19 protein-coding genes are annotated in these 18,379 nt (G+C 73.8%); 14 read left to right on the forward strand and 5 right to left on the reverse strand.

The window, feature by feature from the left end:
- Positions 1-18: 18 nt before the first annotated feature.
- Positions 19-1,437, forward strand: a complete 1,419-nt coding sequence (locus ACFYXU_RS16605; protein WP_389458149.1) for a sensor histidine kinase — start codon at positions 19-21, stop codon at positions 1,435-1,437.
- Positions 1,434-2,093: a response regulator gene (locus ACFYXU_RS16610; RefSeq protein ID WP_376507876.1), complete on the forward strand. Its 660-nt coding sequence runs from the start codon at positions 1,434-1,436 to the stop codon at positions 2,091-2,093. Before ACFYXU_RS16605 ends, ACFYXU_RS16610 begins: the two co-directional genes overlap by 4 nt.
- On the opposite strand, the gene ACFYXU_RS16615 is transcribed toward ACFYXU_RS16610, so the two are convergent.
- Genes ACFYXU_RS16615 through ACFYXU_RS16625 form a run of 3 tightly spaced genes read right to left on the reverse strand, consistent with a single transcriptional unit; the run spans position 2,078 to position 4,325 of the window.
- A complete protein-coding gene (locus ACFYXU_RS16615) occupies positions 2,078-2,275 on the reverse strand; it encodes a hypothetical protein (protein ID WP_376507875.1) in 198 nt (65 codons plus the stop codon). The genes ACFYXU_RS16610 and ACFYXU_RS16615 overlap by 16 nt on opposite strands.
- Positions 2,275-3,138, reverse strand: a complete 864-nt coding sequence (locus ACFYXU_RS16620) for a sugar-transfer associated ATP-grasp domain-containing protein (protein WP_376507874.1) — start codon at positions 3,136-3,138, stop codon at positions 2,275-2,277. The genes ACFYXU_RS16615 and ACFYXU_RS16620 overlap by 1 nt, the downstream gene beginning before the upstream one ends.
- Entirely contained in the window at positions 3,135-4,325 is a 1,191-nt protein-coding gene (locus ACFYXU_RS16625) for a 7TM domain-containing protein (protein WP_389405731.1), read from the reverse strand. The genes ACFYXU_RS16620 and ACFYXU_RS16625 overlap by 4 nt, the downstream gene beginning before the upstream one ends.
- Positions 4,326-4,476: 151 nt before the next feature.
- Between ACFYXU_RS16625 and ACFYXU_RS16630 the strand changes: the two genes are divergently transcribed.
- Positions 4,477-5,055, forward strand: a complete 579-nt coding sequence (locus tag ACFYXU_RS16630) for a helix-turn-helix domain-containing protein (RefSeq protein WP_361406542.1) — start codon at positions 4,477-4,479, stop codon at positions 5,053-5,055.
- A gap of 53 nt (positions 5,056-5,108) precedes the next feature.
- Here the strand turns inward: ACFYXU_RS16630 and ACFYXU_RS16635 are convergent, their stop codons facing one another.
- Positions 5,109-6,371 (reverse strand): sensor histidine kinase, encoded by a 1,263-nt coding sequence (locus ACFYXU_RS16635; RefSeq protein WP_389405730.1) that lies wholly within the window; start codon positions 6,369-6,371, stop codon positions 5,109-5,111.
- Positions 6,368-7,024: a response regulator transcription factor gene (locus tag ACFYXU_RS16640; RefSeq protein ID WP_376507870.1), complete on the reverse strand. Its 657-nt coding sequence runs from the start codon at positions 7,022-7,024 to the stop codon at positions 6,368-6,370. The genes ACFYXU_RS16635 and ACFYXU_RS16640 overlap by 4 nt, the downstream gene beginning before the upstream one ends.
- Positions 7,025-7,194: 170 nt before the next feature.
- Between ACFYXU_RS16640 and ACFYXU_RS16645 the strand changes: the two genes are divergently transcribed.
- From ACFYXU_RS16645 to ACFYXU_RS16695, 11 genes are all read left to right on the forward strand, one after another.
- Entirely contained in the window at positions 7,195-7,722 is a 528-nt protein-coding gene (locus ACFYXU_RS16645; RefSeq protein ID WP_376507869.1) for a hypothetical protein, read from the forward strand.
- A 2-nt stretch (positions 7,723-7,724) separates the two neighbouring features.
- Entirely contained in the window at positions 7,725-8,918 is a 1,194-nt protein-coding gene (locus ACFYXU_RS16650) for a peptidoglycan-binding protein (protein ID WP_389405729.1), read from the forward strand.
- Positions 8,915-9,643 carry an ABC transporter ATP-binding protein gene (locus tag ACFYXU_RS16655; RefSeq protein WP_361406617.1) on the forward strand — a complete coding sequence of 243 codons (729 nt, stop codon included), beginning with the start codon at positions 8,915-8,917 and terminating at the stop codon, positions 9,641-9,643. Before ACFYXU_RS16650 ends, ACFYXU_RS16655 begins: the two co-directional genes overlap by 4 nt.
- On the forward strand, positions 9,640-10,833 hold the full coding sequence (locus ACFYXU_RS16660) for an ABC transporter permease (protein WP_389405727.1): 1,194 nt from the start codon (positions 9,640-9,642) through the stop codon (positions 10,831-10,833). Before ACFYXU_RS16655 ends, ACFYXU_RS16660 begins: the two co-directional genes overlap by 4 nt.
- 127 nt (positions 10,834-10,960) lie before the next feature.
- A complete protein-coding gene (locus ACFYXU_RS16665; RefSeq protein ID WP_389405726.1) occupies positions 10,961-11,857 on the forward strand; it encodes an urease subunit beta in 897 nt (298 codons plus the stop codon).
- A gap of 150 nt (positions 11,858-12,007) precedes the next feature.
- The gene (locus ACFYXU_RS16670) at positions 12,008-13,018 is read left to right on the forward strand and encodes an agmatine/peptidylarginine deiminase (protein WP_389405725.1); all 1,011 of its coding nucleotides are present in this window, start codon (positions 12,008-12,010) and stop codon (positions 13,016-13,018) included.
- 80 nt (positions 13,019-13,098) lie between these two features.
- Complete coding sequence (locus ACFYXU_RS16675) at positions 13,099-14,775, forward strand: ABC transporter substrate-binding protein (RefSeq protein ID WP_389405724.1); 1,677 nt, start codon at positions 13,099-13,101, stop codon at positions 14,773-14,775.
- Positions 14,772-15,731, forward strand: coding sequence for an ABC transporter permease (locus ACFYXU_RS16680; RefSeq protein ID WP_329857730.1), 960 nt, complete (start codon positions 14,772-14,774; stop codon positions 15,729-15,731). Before ACFYXU_RS16675 ends, ACFYXU_RS16680 begins: the two co-directional genes overlap by 4 nt.
- Entirely contained in the window at positions 15,728-16,582 is an 855-nt protein-coding gene (locus ACFYXU_RS16685; RefSeq protein ID WP_376507862.1) for an ABC transporter permease, read from the forward strand. The genes ACFYXU_RS16680 and ACFYXU_RS16685 overlap by 4 nt, the downstream gene beginning before the upstream one ends.
- A complete protein-coding gene (locus tag ACFYXU_RS16690) occupies positions 16,579-17,574 on the forward strand; it encodes an ABC transporter ATP-binding protein (protein ID WP_389405723.1) in 996 nt (331 codons plus the stop codon). Before ACFYXU_RS16685 ends, ACFYXU_RS16690 begins: the two co-directional genes overlap by 4 nt.
- Positions 17,567-18,364, forward strand: coding sequence for an ATP-binding cassette domain-containing protein (locus tag ACFYXU_RS16695; protein ID WP_361397997.1), 798 nt, complete (start codon positions 17,567-17,569; stop codon positions 18,362-18,364). Before ACFYXU_RS16690 ends, ACFYXU_RS16695 begins: the two co-directional genes overlap by 8 nt.
- The last annotated feature ends 15 nt before the right edge of the window (positions 18,365-18,379 follow it).

The following is an 18,379-nucleotide window of genomic DNA, read 5'->3' on the forward strand; positions in this document are numbered from 1 at the left end:
CCTTCCCGGGAGAGTGCCATGCGGAGCCGTACGTTCGCGTGGGCGGCCGACCTCGCGCTGATCGCCGTCACCGGGGCGACGATCGTGGCCCTGCTCGACTGGGACAGCTGGAGCTCCGAGCAGGGCGCGCTGTGCGACACGACGGGTCAGATCGCCGCGGCGGCGGGCGCGGTGGCGGCCGTCCTCGTCCGTCACCGATGGCCCGCGACCGCACTCCTGGCGGCCGCCGCGCTCATCGCATTCGAACCGCTGACCGGCGGAGCGCTGGCGGCCGCGGCCCACACCGCGGGCCTCCACTGGACCCGGATCCGGCACCGCTCCGTCGTCCTCGGCGTGTCCCTCACGGTGCCGCCGGCGGTCACCGTCGCCCACTCGGCCGCCGAGCCGGCGCCGATGCTCGAGTACGACGTCATGGTCGTCCTCGTCACGGGCATCGTCTGCGGGGTCCTGCCCGGCCTCGCCGGGGCCCTGGCCGGTCAGCGCGAGCGGCTGGTGCGGGCCCTGGAGGAGCGCAACGCCTTCCTGGAGCGGGCCCACCGCTCCGCCGAGGCGCAGGCCCGGTCGCGGGAACGCTCCCGCATCGCCGGCGAGATGCACGACCTCCTCGGCCACCGGCTGAGCCTCATCGCCCTGCACTCCGGCGGCCTGGAGATGGCCGGTGAGGCGGGCGATCCCGAGGTCCGCCGCAGCGCCCGGCTCGTGCACGGCACGGCACGCCTGGCCATGGCCGAACTGCGGGACGTCCTGAAGGTCCTGCGCGCGGAGGACCCCCTGTCGGGCACAGCGGAGCCCCTGACCACAGGGACGGGCACCCACGGAGAGATCGCCGCGCTGGTGGACCAGTCCCGGAGCGCCGGCATCGCGGTGCGCCTCGACTGGTCCGGCCGGGACCTGACGGGGGAGAGCCCCACCGCCCGACGCGCCGTGGACCGGGTGATCCGCGAGGCGCTCACCAACGTCCACAAGCACGCGTCCGGGTCGGAGGTGCGGGTCGTCGTCCGGCGGGAGACCCGCCAGGTCCGGGTCGACGTCCGCAACGGACCCGAGACGGCCACCGCCCGGACGGTCCGGCTGCCCGGGGGCGACCTCGGCCTCGTCGGCCTCCACGAACGGATCCGGCTGCTCGGGGGCACGCTGGGCGCGGGTCCCGTGGACGGCGGCGGATACGCGGTCGAGGCCCGCGTCCCCCTGGAGACCGGCCCGGCCACGGCGAACACCCCCGCCCCGGACGGACGTCGAGCCGTGTCGGCGGCACGGCCCCGCTGGCACCGGCCGGCGAGCGCCGCCGGGCTCACGCTGGGCGTGGCCGGTGTCGTCGTCCTCCAGTTCGTCACCCTCGCGTTCGTCCCGTACCCGGAATCCGGCGAACCGTCCGAACCCGAGGAGACCACCGTCTCGTCGGTCCCCCTCCCCACCCCTCCCGAGGCCTCCCTGTGATACGTGTCCTGCTCGCCGACGACCAGGAGCTGGTCCGCGCCGGCATCAGACTGGTGCTCAAGCACGCCGAGGACATCGACGTGGTGGCCGAGGCGTCGGACGGCCACGAAGCGGCCGCGCTCGCCGTCCGGCACGAGGTGGACGTCGCCATGCTGGACATCCAGATGCCCGGCACCGACGGGCTGAGCGCGGCGGAACGGATCGCCGCGCGGGCCCCGTCGACCCGGGTCGTCATGCTCACCACGTTCGGCGAACACGCCTACGTGGACCGCGCGCTGAAGGCGGGCGCGACCGGGTTCCTCCTCAAGGACAGCACCCCGCAGGAGCTGATCCAGGCGGTCCGCAGGGTCGCCGCAGGATCCCCGGTCGTGTCCCCCCAGATCACCCGGCACCTCATCGACCGGTACCTCGACGGTGACGAGGAACCCGCCGACCCGCGCGTACGCCGCATCGCCGACCTCACCGGCAGGGAGCGCGAGGTCCTCGCGATGGTCGGGACGGGCGCCTCGAACGCGGAGATCGGCAAGCGGCTGCACCTGGGGGAGGGCACGGTCAAGGCGTACGTGAGCCGCATGCTGACGAAGCTGAGGTGCGCCAACCGCGTCCAGGCGGCCATCCTGGCCCACGACGCCCGGCTCCTTCAGGGCGAGAGGTGACCCGGCGTCGGTGAGGCGCTCGGGGCGCCCGTGGCGGTGGGGCGCTGGTCCGCCGGGGTCTCCCGTCCTGCGTCCGCGTCGGACGCCTGGCGGGGCGGTGCGACGCCCGCGGCGCTGACCGCGAGGAAGGCGCCGGCCGCCCCGGCGACGACGGTCTTGGCGAGGAGCGCGGTCCAGCGCATCAGGACCTCCACGGGTGGGCGGGCCCGGCCATCAGACCGTGACCGGTGACGTTCTGGATCTGGAGACCCGGCCGCGCGTTGACCTCCAGGATCAGCGGCCCCCGCTCGGCGTCGACCACGATGTCGGCCCCCAGGTAGTGAAGGCCGGTCGCCGCCGCGCAGCGGCTCGCCGCGTCGAGCACCTCCGGCCAGTGCGGCACGGTCGCGCCGATCAGCCGGGCCCCGGTGTCGGGATGGGTCTCCGTCGGCTCCCTCCCGACGAGGGCGCGGGTGATCCTCCCGGTGGACAGCTCGACGGCGGCGCCGATGGCCTTCTGGTGCAGGTTCGCGCGCCCGCCGCTGAAGCGCGTGGGGAGCCGCAGCATCGCCAGGCGCGGCCGGTCCCGGTCGCAGATCACCCGGATGTCCGGCAGCCCCTGGTGGGACAGCCGGGCCAGCGCCGGGTGGGCCCGGATCAGCGGCTCGAACAGGGCCCAGTCGGTGGGGCGAGGCGAGAAGTCCCCGTCCAGGATGCGGCGCAGCTGGTCGGCGACCTGGTCCCGGGAGATCCGGCGCCCGGACGAGGACGTCCAGTTCCGGCGGCGACGGCCGAAGGCCAGCAGGATGCCGTTGCCCCCCAGGCTCTGGTTCGGCTTGAGGGCCCAGCAGTCGGGCAGGCCGTCCCAGTCCAGGGCGGCGATCTCCCGGCGCGAGCGCAGCAGCGCCAAGGTGGGGGAGGTGGGCGCGCCGACCTCGGCCAGCGCCTCCTTGGTGGCGTACTTGTCGTTGACCAGCCGGATGGCGGCCGAGGAGTTGTGGCGGGAGATCCGGGCGTTGCGCAGGTTCATGCCCATGACCGGGTCCCAGCCGCGGAGCCGTATCACGCGTCCGCCTCCCGGCTCTCGGCCGCGGGGGCGAACCGGAAGAGCTCGCTGAGGCGGAGACCGCGGTACGTCCCGGCCACCGCCGTCCACACCGCGCACGCGAGCGCGAGCTGGAGGGGGACCGCCTCCGCGACCTCGCGCACGTACGGAGTGAGCAGCAGCAGCGCCACCAGGACGGCCGTCCCCATGGTGAGCGCTGCCCCGGTGGCGGCGGCCCTCACGCCGTCGAGGTCCCAGACCTCCCAGAGGCGTTCGGTGACGATCGCCGTGACGACGACCGGCAGCGACATCCCCCACGCGTCGGAGAGCCCGAAGCTTCCCAGACCGAGCTGCGCGGCGATCAGACCCGAGGTGACGACGGCGATCAGGACGCCGAGCCGCGCGACCCGGGGCAGGTGCAGCCGGCGCAGCAGGGGCTGCGCGGCGAAACCGAGCGCGAACATCACGAGCGTCAGGGGCACCCCCAGCGGCAGCCCCGCCTGCGCGTACGCGAGGGCCAGCAGCACCGGACTGAACGTGCCGAGCGTGTTCAGGCCGACGACCACCCGCAGCAGCACGATCAGCAGGGCCGCCAGCGGGAGCAGCGCCATCATCGACACGGGGTCGATCGCGGGCGCCCTGGCGAACAGGATCCGCAGGGCCGAGGGGGCGGCGGTGGAATCGGGCTGCGTCAGCAGCCGCTTGCCCACCGCCACGTGGAGTCCCTGGACCTCCTGCCGGCCGAGGAGGACCGGGGTCTCGCGCTTGGAGCGGTTGTTGACGCTGAGCTTGGCGACGAACGAACGGCCCGCCAGCCGCACCGTGGTGTCCACCACCGGGCGCCTCTCGCGGCCGAGCGCCGAGCCGACCGTGATCCTGGGCGCGTCGTCGAGGTCAAAGCCGAGCTCCCTGGCCAGCGCCGTGTCCAGCGACGACGCCGACGCACCGGTGTCGATCAGGGCGAGGACCTCGGAGCTCTGTCCGGTGGGACCGGTGACGCGCACCATCTCCCGCTCGCCGATCACCTCGGACGACCGGCTCAGCGGTCGGTCGGGGGAGCCGAGCACACCGGTCAGGAGGAGGCCCAGACAGGCCACCGCCGCCAGCACCTTCACGAACACGGGCACCTTGTCGCGGCCCCGGCGCCGGGCGTCGGCCGCCCGTTCACCACCGGCCGCGGTCTCTTCGTACTTCACGAGGTCTTGCATGCCGAAAGCCTCGAACGGGGCCCCCGGCCTTCCCTAGTGCCGATCGGCCCGACCGACGCAACCAAAGTTGCTCTGTCCGGTCCCGGCCCCGCCCGTACCCATGATCAGGTCCGTGATCCCCGGCCGGTGAACGCCCGGTAAGGTTCGGGCCATGGCGTCTCGCAGCACACAGATCCTGGAAGCCGCCGCCCGGGTGATCGCCCGGCGCGGGGTGCGCGGCCTGCGCGTGGAGGAGCTCGCGGCCGAGGCGGGCGTGTCCACGGCGCTGATTTACTACCACTTCAAGGACCGCGCCGGGATCCTCAGCAAGACGCTGGAGTTCATCAGCGACCGCGCCGACCGCTACACCACCCAGCGCGATCCGGACGCCGCACCGCTCGGACCGCGCGAGGAACTCGACCAGACGCTCCTCCTCGAACTCCAGGACACCACCGAGGTCAGGGAGAACAGCAGCGCCTGGGGCGAGTTGAGGGCGAGCGCCGTCTTCGACGACCTCCTGCGCGAGGACCTGGCGCGCGCCACCCTGCTCTGGGTCCAGGAGGTGGCGGCACTGCTCGGCCGGATCCGGCCGACGGCCCCCGCCGCCGCCCTCACCGCCTCCGCCGAACGGCTCACCGCGCTCCTGGAGGGCCTGAGCATGCGCTGGCTGAGCGGCACGCTCCAGATCGCCCACGCCCGGACCCTGATGAGCGAGGCCATCGACGCCGAGGTCGACCGCCTCGGCCGTTAGGCGGCGCGTTGTCGATGACCGACCGCCTCGGCCGCTAGGGGGACCCTTGTCGATCAGGCGGGACGCCCGCCGGAAGCCCGGGGCAGCTCCACCCGGACGGTGAGCCCGCCGTCCGGGCGCGGTGTCGCCTTCACCTCGCCCTGGTGGGTGACGGTGATCGCGCGCACCACGGCCAGCCCCAGCCCCAGGCCCTTGCCCCGGTGCGACGCGCCCCGCCGGAACGGCTCGAAGAGCGCGGGGACCTCCTCGGGGTCCAGTACGGGGCCGGTGTTGCCGACCTCGACGAAGGCGTGTGCCCCCCGCACCCCCGTGGTGACCGTCGCCGTACCGCCCGCGCGGTTGTGGCGTACGGCGTTGGCCAGCAGGTTCAGGGTGATCTGCCGCAGCAGCGACGGGTCGCCCGCGACCGGTGCCGGGGCGAGGTCGGTGGTGACGCGGACGCCCGAGGCCCGGGCTTCGCCCGAGAGGTCCTCCGCCGCGTCCCCGGCGGCGTCCGCCAGGTCGAGCGGATGCGGCGTCAGGTGCTCGCTCTCGCCCCGGGCCAGGGTGAGCAGGGCGTCGATGAGCCGCTCCGTACGGGCGTTGGCGTCCAGGGCCCGTCGCAGGGCGGGCTCCAGATCGGCCGGGACACGCCCCTGGGCCAGCGGGATCTCCAGGGCGGTGCGCTGCACGGTGAGCGGGGTGCGCAGCTCGTGCGAGGCGTGGGCGGTGAAGTGCCGCTGCGCCGTGAAACTGCGGTCGAGCCGGTCGAGCATGGCGTCGAAGGTGTCGCCGAGCTCGCGGACCTCGTCGTGCGGCCCGCTCAGGCCGAGCCGCTCGTCGAGGGCGCTGCCGCTGCCGATGCGGCGGGCGGCCGCCGTGACCTGCGTGAGGCGGTGCAGCGACCGCCGCCCGGCCCACCAGGCGAGGAGCGCGGCGAGGGCGGTGAACACGGCGAGCAGGATCAGGGACCGGACGAGCAGATCGTTGAGGACCCGGTCCTGGAAGTCCTGGAAGGCTTCGGACGGTGTGGTCCGCAGGGCCTCGACGGCGCCCGGCGGCCGGGCGGCGGGGCTCGTGGGCGGAGCGAGGGGCACGGCGGCGGGGGAGTCGGTCACGACGGCCGCCGGGAGGAGGACGGCGCGATTGTCCTCGATGAGCTGCCGGGAGCTCAGCCAGTTCAGCACGAGCAGCCCGGCGCCGAGCACCACGAAGACCGTGGTGGTCGCCAGGGCCAGACGGCCGCGCAGCGGGAGCCGGTACGGAGAGGGGCGGCGGGAGGCGCGGCGCGGGTCCGGCCCGGGACGGTCGCCGGCGCGGCGGTACGGGCGGTTCACAGGCGGTATCCGAAGCCGGGGTCGTGGCTGATCGGGGAGGGATCCCCCAACTTGCGGCGCAGCGAGTGGACGGTGACGCGGACCGCCGTGGTCGCCGGGTCGAGCGCCGCGTCCCACAGCCGGTCCCTCAGCTCCTCGGTGGTGACGGGGGCGCCATCCGCCGCCAGCAGCACTTCCAGTACGCCGAGTTCCCTGGGGGTGAGCCGCAGCGGCCGGCCGTCGCGCTCGGCGACCCGGCGGACCGTGTCCAGACTGATCCCGTCCCGGCTCAGCACGGTCGGGGTGCGTCCGGAGGGAGCGCGCCGGCCGAGGGCCCGCAGCCGGGCGACGAGTTCGAGGTACGAGAAGGGCTTGGCCAGGTAGTCGTCCGCGCCCTGACCGAGGCCGTCCACCAGGTCCGACAGCGCGCCGGCCGCGGTCAGCATCAGGATCCTGGCCGGATACCCGGCCGTGTTCAGCGCCCGGCACACGGCGTCCCCGCTCAGCAGGGGCAGGTCCCGGTCCAGGATCAGCACGTCGTACGAGGCGGCCGCGGTCATCTCCAGGGCGCGGGCCCCGTCGTGGGCGACCTCGCAGACCATGCCCTCCTCCCGCAGCCCCTCGGCGAGCATCGCGGCCAGCTCCGTCTCGTCCTCGACGATGAGCACGCGCATCCGATCCCACTCCACTCACCCGCGCCGCGCGCGGTCCTGTCGGCGAACCCCCAGGTCAAGGATGCCTCCGGGCACGTTAGCCGCCGGTTAGGCACACGCTCACCGACGGCTCACCGCGCGCTCCGTAGAACTGCCGTACCTCATCGTCGAGATCCAGCAGGGAGCAGAACATGCGCAGTCGGACCGAACGGGCGCTCATGGCGGTGGCCGCCGTCACCGCGGCACTGGTGATGAGCGGCTGCTCCGCGGAGGACACCGCACCCCGGGTCGCCGGTGACGACGGGTCGGGCGCCGCGAGCCGGCAGGACGACAACGCGATCCGCCGGGCGTGGGTGACCTGCATGCACGGGCAGGGACAGAACGGCGTCCAGCAGGACAAGGACGGGAACATCTTCATGCCGGCCGCCGGCGCGGGTGACGGCGGCTCGGTCGCGGCCTACGAGGCGGCGGTCAAGGTCTGCGACGCGCGGAACCCCGGCATCCACCAGGTCAAGGACAAGAACCTCCAGAAGTACGTCGAGCAGGCGCGCGCCTGGGTCGCGTGCGGGCGGAAGCACGGCTACCCCGACCTCCCCGACCCCGACCCGAAGTCGGCCATCCTGATCATCCCCACGCAGTCGTTCGACGCGGCCAAGTGGGACGCGATCCAGCCGGCCTGTAGCAAGCTCCCCCTGCCCGGCTACCGGATCGGCGAGTGACCATGGACCGGACCACCGACACCTCCCGCCCCTCCGGCCCCGAGCGCACCGGCGGGCATGGCCAGCCCGCAGCCCCCGGCCGTACCGCCGACGCGGCCGGACCCGCGCACGGCGCCGTCCGCGGCAAGCGCCGCCGCATCGTCCTCCCGCTCGTCCTCGCGGCCGCCGTGGGCGGAGCGGCCGCGCTGGGCGCGACACGGCCCTGGGAGCACGGAAGCGCCGCCGCCGCGCAGCCTCCCCTCGGCCACGGCACCGTGGCCGTGGAGCGGGGCTCGCTGTCCAGCGGCATCCAGGTCGCCGGGGCCCTCGCCTACGACGCCCCCACTCCCGTGGTGGCCTCCGGACGGGGCACCTTCACCGCGCTCCCCGCCGTGGGCTCCGTCGTGAAGGCCGGCGGCCGCCTCTACGAGGTCGACGGCGTCCCGGTCGTCCTCATGACGGGGGAGCGGCCCCTCTGGCGCGACCTGGGGCCCGGGTCCGAGGCCGGCCCCGACGTCCGGCAGCTCAAGCGCAACCTGGTCGCGCTCGGTCACGCCGACGGCCTCGGTCTGGCCGTCGACGAGAAGTTCACCGCGGGCACCGCGCTCGCCGTCAAGCGCTGGCAGAAGGCCCTCGGCGTGAAGCAGACCGGCCGGGTCGTGCTCGGCAGCGTCGTCATGGTGCCGCAGCGCGCCGTGCGCGTGGACAAGGTCGGTGTCAGGCTCGGCGCACCCGTGGCGGCGGCCGAGGCACTGACCGTGAGCGGCACCGACCTCGTCGCGGTCGTCCAGCCCGCCGAGAACCAGTTGTCCCGCTTCAAGCCGGCCGGCAGGGTCGAGGTGCGGCTCGCCGAGGGCGGCACCGTCCGGGGAAGGATCCGCTCCCTCGTCCGAGCGGGCGCCGGCGACGGGGACGGCGGAGCGGACGGCGCCGGGCGGCAGAAGACCGTCGTGACGGTCGTCCTGGACGACCAGGCGGCCGCACGGCGGGCCGGACCCTCCTCCGTCACGGTCGACGTCGTCGGCGACACCGCCACCGACGCCCTCCTCGTCCCCGTCACCGCGCTGCTCGCGCTGGACGGCGGCGGGTACGGCGTCAACGTCGTCACCGGCACCACCACCCGGCTCGTCAAGGTGCGGCTGGGACTGGTCGCCGACGCCAGGGCCCAGATCACCGGCGACGTGAAGAGCGGCGACCGGGTGGTGATCCCCACGTGACACCGTCACCGGCACCCGGCCGCCCGCCCGTCCTCGAACTCACCGGCGTCACCAAGGAGTACCCGGGCTCGCCGCCGCTGCGCGTGCTGCACGGCATCGACCTCACCGTCGAGCCCGGCGAACTCTGCGCCGTCGTCGGCCCCTCGGGCTCGGGCAAGTCCACCCTGCTCGCGCTCCTCGGCTCGCTCGACCGGCCCACCACCGGCCGGCTGCGCTTCGAGGGCCGCGACCTGGCCGGCCTCTCCGACCCCGAGCTCGCCGCCGTCCGCGCGCACCGCATCGGCTTCGTCTTCCAGCAGTTCTTCCTGCTCTCCGGACTCAGCACCGTGGAGAACGTGGCCACCGGGCTCCTCTACGCCGGAGCCCCCGCCGCCCGGCGGCGCGAGGCCGCCGTCGAGGCCCTGCGCGAGGTGGGCCTCGGACACCGCCTCCACCACCACCCCGACCAGCTGTCCGGCGGCGAGAAACAGCGCGTCGCCATCGCCCGGGCCCTCGTCGGACGCCCCGCGCTCCTGCTCGCCGACGAGCCCACCGGGGCGCTCGACAGCGCCTCCGGCGCGGCCGTCGTCGACCTGCTGCGCACCCTCAACGACCACGGCACCACCGTCGTCGTCATCACCCACGACCGCGATCTCGCCGCGTCCTTCCCCCGGCGCATCGGCATCCACGACGGACGCGTCGACTTCGACGAACGCCGCCCGCACCCCGCAGGAGCCGCCCCATGACACCTCCCCAGCGCCGCACCCGGCTGCGGCCGGCGGATCTGCTGCGCCTCGGCATGATCGGGCCGCGCACGCGCAGGACCCGCTCCGCGCTCTCGGCCCTCGGCATCTCCCTGGGCATCGCCGCCGTCATCGCGGTGACCGGCATCTCCTCGTCCAACCAGGCGCACCTGCTGGCCCGCCTGGACCAGCTGGGCTCCAACCTGATCACCGTGTCGCCGGGAAAGGACGCCGAGCAGCATCCCGTACCGCTGCCGGCCACCGCGGAGAAGATGCTCGCCGGGATCGCCCCCGTGCAGCAGGTCACCGCGACCGGCGCCACCGAGGCCGAGGTCTACCGGAACGACCTGGTGCCCAAGGAGCAGACCGGAGGCCTCAGCGTGCTCGCGGCGCGCTCGAACCTGCTCGACGTACTGCACGCCACCCTGCGGAGCGGGCGGTGGCTCGACCGTGCGTCCGAGCGTCTCCCCGTGACCGTCCTCGGCGACCAGGCCGCTGAGCGCCTCGGTGTCACCGCGCCGGGGGAGCGGGTGTGGCTGGGCGGGCAGTCGTACGTGGTGAGGGGGATCCTGGCGCCGAACGACCTGGCTCCCGAGCTCGGCACGGCCGCCCTGGTCGGCTGGCCCCAGGCGGTGGCCCACCTCGGCGCCGACGGCACCGCGGGCACCGTCTACCTGCGCGCGCACCCGGAGCGGGTCCCGGACGTGCAGGCCGTGGCCGGGGCCACCGCGAATCCGGCGGCCCCCGGCATGGTCGCGGTCAGCCGCCCCTCCGACCTCCTCACAGCGCGCGGCGAGGCCAAGGGCGCGCTCACCGGCCTCGTCCTCTCGCTCGCCGGGGTCGCCCTGCTCGTCGGCGGCGTGGGCATCGCGAACACCATGGTCGTGGGCGTGATGGAGCGCCGGGGGGAGATAGGACTGCGGCGCGCGCTGGGCGCGCGGGGAGGGCAGATCGCCGCGCAGTTCCTGCTGGAGGCCGTGCTGATGGGCTTCATCGGGGGGGTCGGCGGCCTGGTTGTCGGCGCGCTCGCCGTGTACGGCTACGCGATCGCCCAGGGGTGGCCGGTCTCCGTCCCCCTCTACACGGTCGTCGCCGGGCCGTCGGTGTCCGTCCTGGTGGCGGCGGTCGCGGGGATCTATCCAGCCCTGCGCGCGGCGGGGGCGTCACCGACGGACGCGCTGCGCTCGGCCTGAGGCACGCCTTGCGCCTTGACTGACATTTCAGTCAGTGCCACAGTGAGCCGCCTGTCCCACGTCCCGGCGCTCCGGGGAGAGGAAGGCGCATCATGCCCGCGACCAGGTCCGTCCGTCAGGGGGCGCCATGTCCGTGACGCCCATCGAGCGGCACCTTCCGCCGCACCGCGCGGCGGCGCGGCTCGCGCGGACGCGCCTGGAGCACGGTCTGCGGCTCACTGTGCCGGAGGCGACCGCGCTGATCGCGGACGCGGTGTGCGAGGCCGCGCGCGACGGCCTTCACCTGGCCGAGGCGCTCGACCGGGGCCGCCGGGCCCTCGGCCCCGACGACGTGCTTCCCGACGCGGCCGGCCCCCTGACGGGCCTCCGGATCGTGGCGGTGCTCGGCGACGGAACCCGGCCGGCCGTCATCGGCGCCCCCTTCGGCGAGGGGGAGCGGCACGACGGCGCACCCGGGAGTGGCCGCACCGGGGGTGACGACCCCGGCGAGGATGCTCGCCCGGCTCCGGCTCCGGCTCCGGCTCCTGCTCATGCTCCTGCTCCTGCTCCGGAGCCAGTCCCGGATCCAGACCCCGAGCGGGATCCAGACCCCGAGCGGGATACAGACCACGAGCGGGATCCAGACCCCGAGCGGTATCCAGACCCCGAACCCGATCCAGACCCCGAGCCGCGGTCGCGCCCGGGCCCCGCCCCGGCCCCGGCGGCCGCCCTCTGGGTGCGCAACGCCGCCGCCGTCCCGATCGGCGTGCCCGCGGACCTCCACCTCTTCGAGGCGAACCCGCGTCTCGACTTCGACCGGGCCGCCGCGTACGGGATGCGGATCGCCGCCCCGGCCGGTGCGTCCACCCGGTTCGAGCCGGGTGCCATCGTCGAGATCGGGCTCGTCCCCCTCGAAGATGGCCAGAACGCAGCGTTCCTCACGGGGCTGGTCGACGGGCCCCTGGACGCTCCCGGCGCGAAGGCCGAGGCCCTGCGGCGCGCCGCCGCCTGCGGCTATCTGGGAGCACGCGGTGCCGGAGCCTGATCGAATTCTCAAAACCCATGCCTCTGCTCTTGACTGAATTTTCAGTCGAGAGGAGGATGCTGTTCACACCGCGTACCCGTCCTGTACGTCCGCCAGGCTGAGCCGGCCGCCGCCGACGGGTACTTCTGGCGAAACGAAGAGAGACCCGTGATGACTGCATTCCGTATGCCTGCCGAGTGGTCCGCGCACGAGGGGTGCCTGATGGCCTGGCCCGTACGGGAGGACCTGTGGGGCAGCGTGCTCGACGAGGTGAAGGAGGAGTACGCGAACGTCGCCCGCGCCGTCGCCGCCTTCGAGCCCGTGACCATGGTCGCGCCGCCCGGCCACGGCGACGACGCCCGGAAGGTCTGCGGCGAGAAGATCACCGTGGTGGAGCTGGCGCAGGACGACTCCTGGTTCCGCGACTCCGCGCCGCTCTTCGTGCTCGACCGCGACGGCAACCGCGCCGGAGTGGACTTCCGCTTCAACGCCTGGGGCCGCAAGCACAGCCCGTACGACTCCGACGACCGGATCAGCGGCCTCCTCCTGGAGCACCTGGGCGTCGAGCGCATCGCCTCCGACATGATCCTGGAGGGCGGCGCGATCACCGTCGACGGCGAGGGCACCCTGATCACCACCGAGCAGTGCCTGCTCCACCCCAACCGGAACCCCGGCATGAACCGCGACGAGATCGAGACGGAACTGAAATCCCAGCTCGGCGTCGACAAGGTTGTCTGGCTTCCGTACGGCGGTCTACTGGACACCGAGACCGACGGGCACGTCGACGGCGTCTGCGCCTTCGCCGCTCCCGGCAAGGTCGTCGTCTCCCTGCCCGACGACCCCGCGCACCCCGACTACGCCCGGATGCGCGCGAACCGCGCGGTGCTGGAGGCCACGACCGACGCCCAGGGCCGCCCGTTCGAGATCATCGACGTCCCGCAGACCGCGTACGCCGACATCGCCGGCGGCCGGGTCGAGGTGTCGTACCTGAACTACTACGTGGCCAACGGCGGCGTCGTGGTCCCGGTGGCCGGCGTGCCGCAGGACGACGACGCGCTCGCGGTCATCGCCGCGGCCTACCCCGGCCGCGAGGTCGTCGGGGTGCGGGCGCCCGCGATCGCCTACGGCGGCGGCGGGGTCCACTGCATCACGCAGCAGGTCCCCGCGGTGCCCTCCGCCTGACCGAGAACGGACCGCTCCCGGAGGGCCGCCCACCGCGGCCCTCCGGCCCCCCGCACCCCTCACGGAAAGAGAGCGCGACGATGACCACACCCCTGCCTCCCGGCAGCAGACGCCCGCGCGGCAGGCGCGGACGGATCGCCGTGACGACGGCCGCCCTGACCTCCCTCCTCGCCCTCGCGGCCTGCGCCGGTCCGCCGAAGGACGCGGGCATCGGCGGCTCCGAGGCCAAGCTCTCCGCCTCCACGCCGCCGGCCCGCGGAGAGATCGACTCCTTCACCTGGGCCCTGTACGCCGAGCCTCCCACCCTCGACTACACCGTCGCGTTCGACTACCCGCAGAACACGGTCCTCTCCAACGTGTGCGAGAGCCTGATGCGCTGGACGCCCCGGCTCACCCTGGAGCCCGGCCTCGCCCGCAAGGCGTCCAACCCGGACCCCACCACCTGGGTCTACGACCTGCGCGCCGGCGTCCGCTTCCACGACGGCAAGGTGATGAGCGCCGACGACGTGGTCTACAGCCTCGGCCGCCAGCGCGACCCGGACAACGCCGCCGCGTGGGCGCAGAACTTCCAGAACGTCGCCTCCATAGCGAAGACCGGCCCTCTCCAGGTGACGGTCAAGCTGAAGAAGCCCGACTCCCAGTTCCCCCAGTACATGGCGACCGCCGCGGGCGTCGTCGCCTCGAAGTCGGGCGTCGAGGCGGCGGGCAAGAACTACGGCACCACCGGCGGCCTCGCCTGTACCGGTCCCTTCGAGCTCGGCACCTGGAGCAAGGGCCAGTCCATCGAACTGGAGCGCTTCGACGGCTACTGGGGCACCAGGGCCAAGGCCAAGAAGGCCGTCTTCCGCGTCCTGACCGACCCCTCGGCCCGGACCAACGCCATGCTCAGCGGCGAGATCGACGGCGGCTACCTCATCCCCACCGAGAGCTACGGCCGGCTGCGCGAGAGCGGCACCGGCACCCTGTACTTCGGCGAGGGCCTGAGCACGGTCAACGTCAACATCACCAACATGCGGGGCCCGCTCGGCGACCTGCGGGTGCGCAAGGCGCTCTCCCTGGCCCTCGACCGGACCGGGTTCGTCAAGGCCGGACTCGGCGGCGCGGGCACCGTCACCACCTCCCTCACCACCCGCGCGGCCTGGGCGGGAGCGTCGGAGAAGACCCGGCAGGCCGCCTTCGGCGCGCTGCCGCCCACGGCCCCGGACATCGCGAAGGCCAAGGCGCTGATCAAGGAGGCGGGCGCCGAGGGCAAGACGCTGACCGTCGCCACCAGCTCCATCGGCCAGGACGTGTCCCTCCTCGCCACCGCCGTCCAGGCGGCGGGCACCCAGATCGGGCTGAAGATCAACCTCAGGACGATCGCCCCGAACGCCTTCACGGCGCTCTTCACCGACCCGGAGGCGCGCGAGGGCATCGACATGTTCCCGCTCACCTACTACGACTCGATCACCGACCCGCTGGACCTCCTCGGCAACTTCAAGACCGGCGCCTACCTGAACTTCGCCGACTTCAGCGACAAGGGCTACGACGCCCTCGTCGACCAGGCCACCGGCGTCTACGACCCGGACCGGCGCCTGAAGATCGAGACCGAGCTGCAGAAGCGGGTGGCCGACCAGCTGCCGTGGATCCCGGTCGCCGAGTGGCCCACCGCCCTCTTCCTCAACAAGAGGATCACCGGCGCCCCCACCACCATCGCGTACATGTACTACCCGTGGGCCGCGGACGTCGGCGCGGCGGGCGCGGGGGCCGCGAAATGACCTTCGTGAGATTCGCCGTACGCCGGGTGGCGGAGATGGCCGCCACCCTGCTCGCCGCCTCGTTCGTGGTCTTCGGCGCCATGTACCTGGCACCGGGCAACCCGGCCAGTTTCCTGCTCTCCGGGCGCTCCGCCTCGCCGGAGGCGCTCGCCGCCATCAACGCCCAGTACCACCTCGACGACCCGTTCTTCGTCCGGTACGTCAGCTGGCTCGGCGACATCCTCCAGGGAGACTTCGGGCGGTCCATCACCTACCGCACCGACGTCTCCCGGCTCCTGGCCGACCGGCTCCCCACCACGCTGCTGCTCGTCGGGATGGCCCTGGTCGTGGTCGCCGTCGTCGGACTGGCCCTCGGCTGGATCGGCGCCGTGCGCGGCGGAGGCACCGACGCGGCCATCCTGGTCGGCACCACCCTCGCCGTCGGCACCCCGTCCTTCGTCGCCGCCGTCCTCCTCCAGGGCCTCTTCGCCGTCAACCTCGGCTGGTTCCCCAGCAGCGGATCCGGCGACGGCCTCCTCGACCAGGTCTGGCACCTCACCCTGCCGGCCGTCGCGCTCGCGCTCTACCTGATCGGCATGCTCGCCCGGGTCACCCGCTCCGCCATGGTCGAGGCCCTCGACAGCGAGCACGTCACGGTGGCCCGCAGCCGGGGCGTCCCCGAGAGCCAGGTCATCCGCCGCCACGTGTTCCGCAACTCGCTGGGCACCGTCCTCACCACCGGCGGACTGATCGTCTCCACGCTCCTGGTCTGCACGATCCTCGTCGAGACCGCGTTCAGCATCGGCGGCATCGGGCAGCTCCTCGAACTCTCCACCTCGACCAAGGACTTCCCGACCGTCCAGGCCATCTCCTTGATCATCGTCGCTCTCTTCATGACCGTGAACCTGATCGTCGACCTGCTGCTGCCCCTGGTCGACCCGCGGATCACCCTCGGATCGAGGAGTTCCTCCGTATGACCGCCGTCCTGACCCGCAGGCCCGGCCTCGCGAAGATCCGCACCGCCCGGTCCCCGCTCCACCTGGTCTGCCTCGGCCTCGTCGCCCTCGTCACCGCCGCCGCGCTCCTCGCGCCCTGGCTCGTGCCGTACGACCCCAACGCCGTCGACCTCGGCAACGCACTGGCCGGACCGTCCCCCGAGCACCTGCTCGGCGTCGACGCCGCCGGCCGCGACACCCTCTCGCGGCTGCTCCTCGGCGCCCGCACCTCACTCCTGGGGCCCCTCGGCGTCGTGGTCTTCTCCACCGTCGCCGGAGTCGCCGTCGGCATGGCCGCCGGGTGGCGGGGCGGCTGGCTCGACTCCGTCCTCTCGCGCAGCACCGAGCTCGTCTTCGCGTTCCCCGGCATGCTCCTCGCCATCCTGATCATCTCGATCTACGGCGAAGGCCTGCTCGCCCCCGTCATCGCCCTCTCCGTCGCCTACCTGCCGTACGTCAGCCGGCTCACCCGCTCCCTCGTCCTGGCCGAGCGCAAACGCCCGTACGTCAGCGCCTACCAGGTCCAGGGGCACTCCGCCCTCCAGATCAGCCTGCGCCACATCCTGCCCAACATCGCACCCGTCGTCCTCGCCCAGTCCACCATCAACTTCGGCTACGCACTGATGGACCTCGCCGGCCTGTCCTTCCTCGGCCTCGGCGTGCCCGCGCTCACCCCCGACTGGGGCCGCATGGTCTTCGACGGCCAGACCGCGATCCAGCACGGCTACCCGCTGTCCGCGATCCTGCCGTCCGTCCTCATCGTGCTCACCGTCGTCGCCTTCAACGTGGTCGGAGAGCGCTGGGCCGACCGCGTCGCCAGGAGAGACCGATGACCACCGACACCTCCCCGCACACGCTCCACGTCCAGGGCCTGCGCATCACGCTGCCCGGCACGGCCCGCCCCGTCCTCGACGGCGTCGACCTCCACGTCGCCGCCGGAGAGACCGTCGCCCTCGTCGGCGAGTCCGGCTCCGGCAAGACCCTCACCTCGCGCAGCGCGCTGAACCTGCTGCCGCCCGGCGCCGTCGTCGAAGGCGCCGTCCGGGTGCGCGGCGAGGACGTCCTCACCATGGACGCCGACCAGCTGCGCGCCCTGCGCACCGGCACGGTGTCCATGATCTTCCAGGACCCGCGCGCCGCCCTGAACCCGCTGCGCCGCATCGGCGACTTCCTCACCGAGAGCGTCACCCTCACCGGGAGCATGAGCCGCGCGGACGCCACCGCCCGCGCCGGAGAACTCCTCCGGGCGGTCGGCCTCGACGACTCGGCCCTGCGCAAGTACCCCGGCCAGGTCTCCGGCGGCATGCTCCAGCGCGTCATGATCGCCGCCGCCCTGATGGGCGACCCGGCCCTGGTCCTCGCCGACGAGCCCACCACCGCGCTCGACGTCACCACGCAGGCCGAGGTCATCGCGCTCCTGGCCGAACTCCGCGCCCGCTTCGGCACCGGCCTGCTCTTCGTCACCCACGACCTCGACCTCGCCGCCGCCATCAGCGACCGCGTGTACGTCATGTACGCCGGGCGGATCGCGGAGAGCGGCCCCGCCGAGACGCTCTTCGGGAGCCCCCGGCACCCGTACACGGCGGCTCTGCTGGCCTCCACGCCCCGCCTGGAGGCGCCCGCGGGACGGCTCGCCGCCATCGACGGCCAGCCCCCGGACCTCCGGCAGGAGCTGCGCGGCTGTCCGTTCGCCGCCCGATGTCACCTGGCCACCGAGATCTGCGACCAGCAGGCCCCCGAACCGAGGCCCGCGCCCGGCCGACCGCACCACCAGGCCGCCTGCCACCACAGCGACCGTCTCGAAGGGAGCCCCGTCGATGCCTGATCACGTCCTGGAGGCCGTCGGTCTCCACCGCGCCTACGGCAGCGTCCGCGCCGTCGACGACGTGTCCTTCGCCCTCCCCGAGGGGGGCTCCCTGGGCATCGTCGGCGAGTCGGGCTCGGGAAAGACCACCACGGCCCGCATCGTCGTCGGTCTGGAGCAGGCCGACTCCGGTGAGGTGCGCGTACGGGGCAAGGCCCGTGACGCACGGCAGCGCGGCCGGGCCAGGCGCCTGGCGCGGGCCCGCGAGGTCCAGATGGTCTTCCAGGACCCGTACCTCTCCCTCGACCCGCGCACCAGCGTCGAGCAGGTCCTGCGCGAGACCCTGAGCCTGCACTTCCCCGGCACCGACCACGACCGGCGCGTCCGGGAGCTCCTCGACCAGGTCGGCCTCGGCACCCGCGCCGCCGACGCGCGGCCCCGGCAGCTCTCCGGCGGCCAGCGCCAGCGCGTCGCCATCGCCCGCGCGCTCGCCGTCGAACCCGCCGTCCTCGTCCTCGACGAGGCGGTCGCCGCCCTGGACGTCTCCGTGCAGGCGCAGATCCTCAACCTCCTCGCGGACATCCGCGAGGAGACCCGGATCGGCTACCTGTTCATCACGCACGACCTCGGCGTGGTCCGCTGCGTCACCGACGAGGTCATCGTCATGCGCCGGGGCCGCGTCGTCGAGGCGGGCCCCACGGCCGAGGTCCTCGCGGCACCCCGGCACCCCTACACACGGCTCCTGCTGGAGTCCGTGCCCCGCCCCGGCTGGGACCCCGAGGCGATCGCCGCGGCCCGCCGGGCGCTCTGACCGCACCCCTCACCG

This window comes from Streptomyces sp. NPDC002232 (genome assembly GCF_042890295.1).
GTDB lineage: Bacteria > Actinomycetota > Actinomycetes > Streptomycetales > Streptomycetaceae > Streptomyces.

Excerpts from the sequence above, each read along its gene's own strand:
- ACFYXU_RS16675 (WP_389405724.1), top strand. The coding sequence starts at position 13,099 with ATGACCACACCCCTGCCTCCCGGCAGCAGACGCCCGCGCGGCAGGCGC.
- ACFYXU_RS16650 (WP_389405729.1), top strand. The coding sequence starts at position 7,725 with ATGGACCGGACCACCGACACCTCCCGCCCCTCCGGCCCCGAGCGCACC.
- ACFYXU_RS16640 (WP_376507870.1), bottom strand. The coding sequence starts at position 7,024 with ATGCGCGTGCTCATCGTCGAGGACGAGACGGAGCTGGCCGCGATGCTC.
- ACFYXU_RS16680 (WP_329857730.1), top strand. The coding sequence starts at position 14,772 with ATGACCTTCGTGAGATTCGCCGTACGCCGGGTGGCGGAGATGGCCGCC.
- ACFYXU_RS16695 (WP_361397997.1), top strand. The coding sequence starts at position 17,567 with ATGCCTGATCACGTCCTGGAGGCCGTCGGTCTCCACCGCGCCTACGGC.
- ACFYXU_RS16660 (WP_389405727.1), top strand. The coding sequence starts at position 9,640 with ATGACACCTCCCCAGCGCCGCACCCGGCTGCGGCCGGCGGATCTGCTG.
- ACFYXU_RS16665 (WP_389405726.1), top strand. The coding sequence starts at position 10,961 with ATGTCCGTGACGCCCATCGAGCGGCACCTTCCGCCGCACCGCGCGGCG.
- ACFYXU_RS16605 (WP_389458149.1), top strand. The coding sequence starts at position 19 with ATGCGGAGCCGTACGTTCGCGTGGGCGGCCGACCTCGCGCTGATCGCC.
- ACFYXU_RS16690 (WP_389405723.1), top strand. The coding sequence starts at position 16,579 with ATGACCACCGACACCTCCCCGCACACGCTCCACGTCCAGGGCCTGCGC.
- ACFYXU_RS16685 (WP_376507862.1), top strand. The coding sequence starts at position 15,728 with ATGACCGCCGTCCTGACCCGCAGGCCCGGCCTCGCGAAGATCCGCACC.
- ACFYXU_RS16615 (WP_376507875.1), bottom strand. The coding sequence starts at position 2,275 with ATGCGCTGGACCGCGCTCCTCGCCAAGACCGTCGTCGCCGGGGCGGCC.
- ACFYXU_RS16625 (WP_389405731.1), bottom strand. The coding sequence starts at position 4,325 with ATGCAAGACCTCGTGAAGTACGAAGAGACCGCGGCCGGTGGTGAACGG.
- ACFYXU_RS16630 (WP_361406542.1), top strand. The coding sequence starts at position 4,477 with ATGGCGTCTCGCAGCACACAGATCCTGGAAGCCGCCGCCCGGGTGATC.
- ACFYXU_RS16645 (WP_376507869.1), top strand. The coding sequence starts at position 7,195 with ATGCGCAGTCGGACCGAACGGGCGCTCATGGCGGTGGCCGCCGTCACC.
- ACFYXU_RS16670 (WP_389405725.1), top strand. The coding sequence starts at position 12,008 with ATGACTGCATTCCGTATGCCTGCCGAGTGGTCCGCGCACGAGGGGTGC.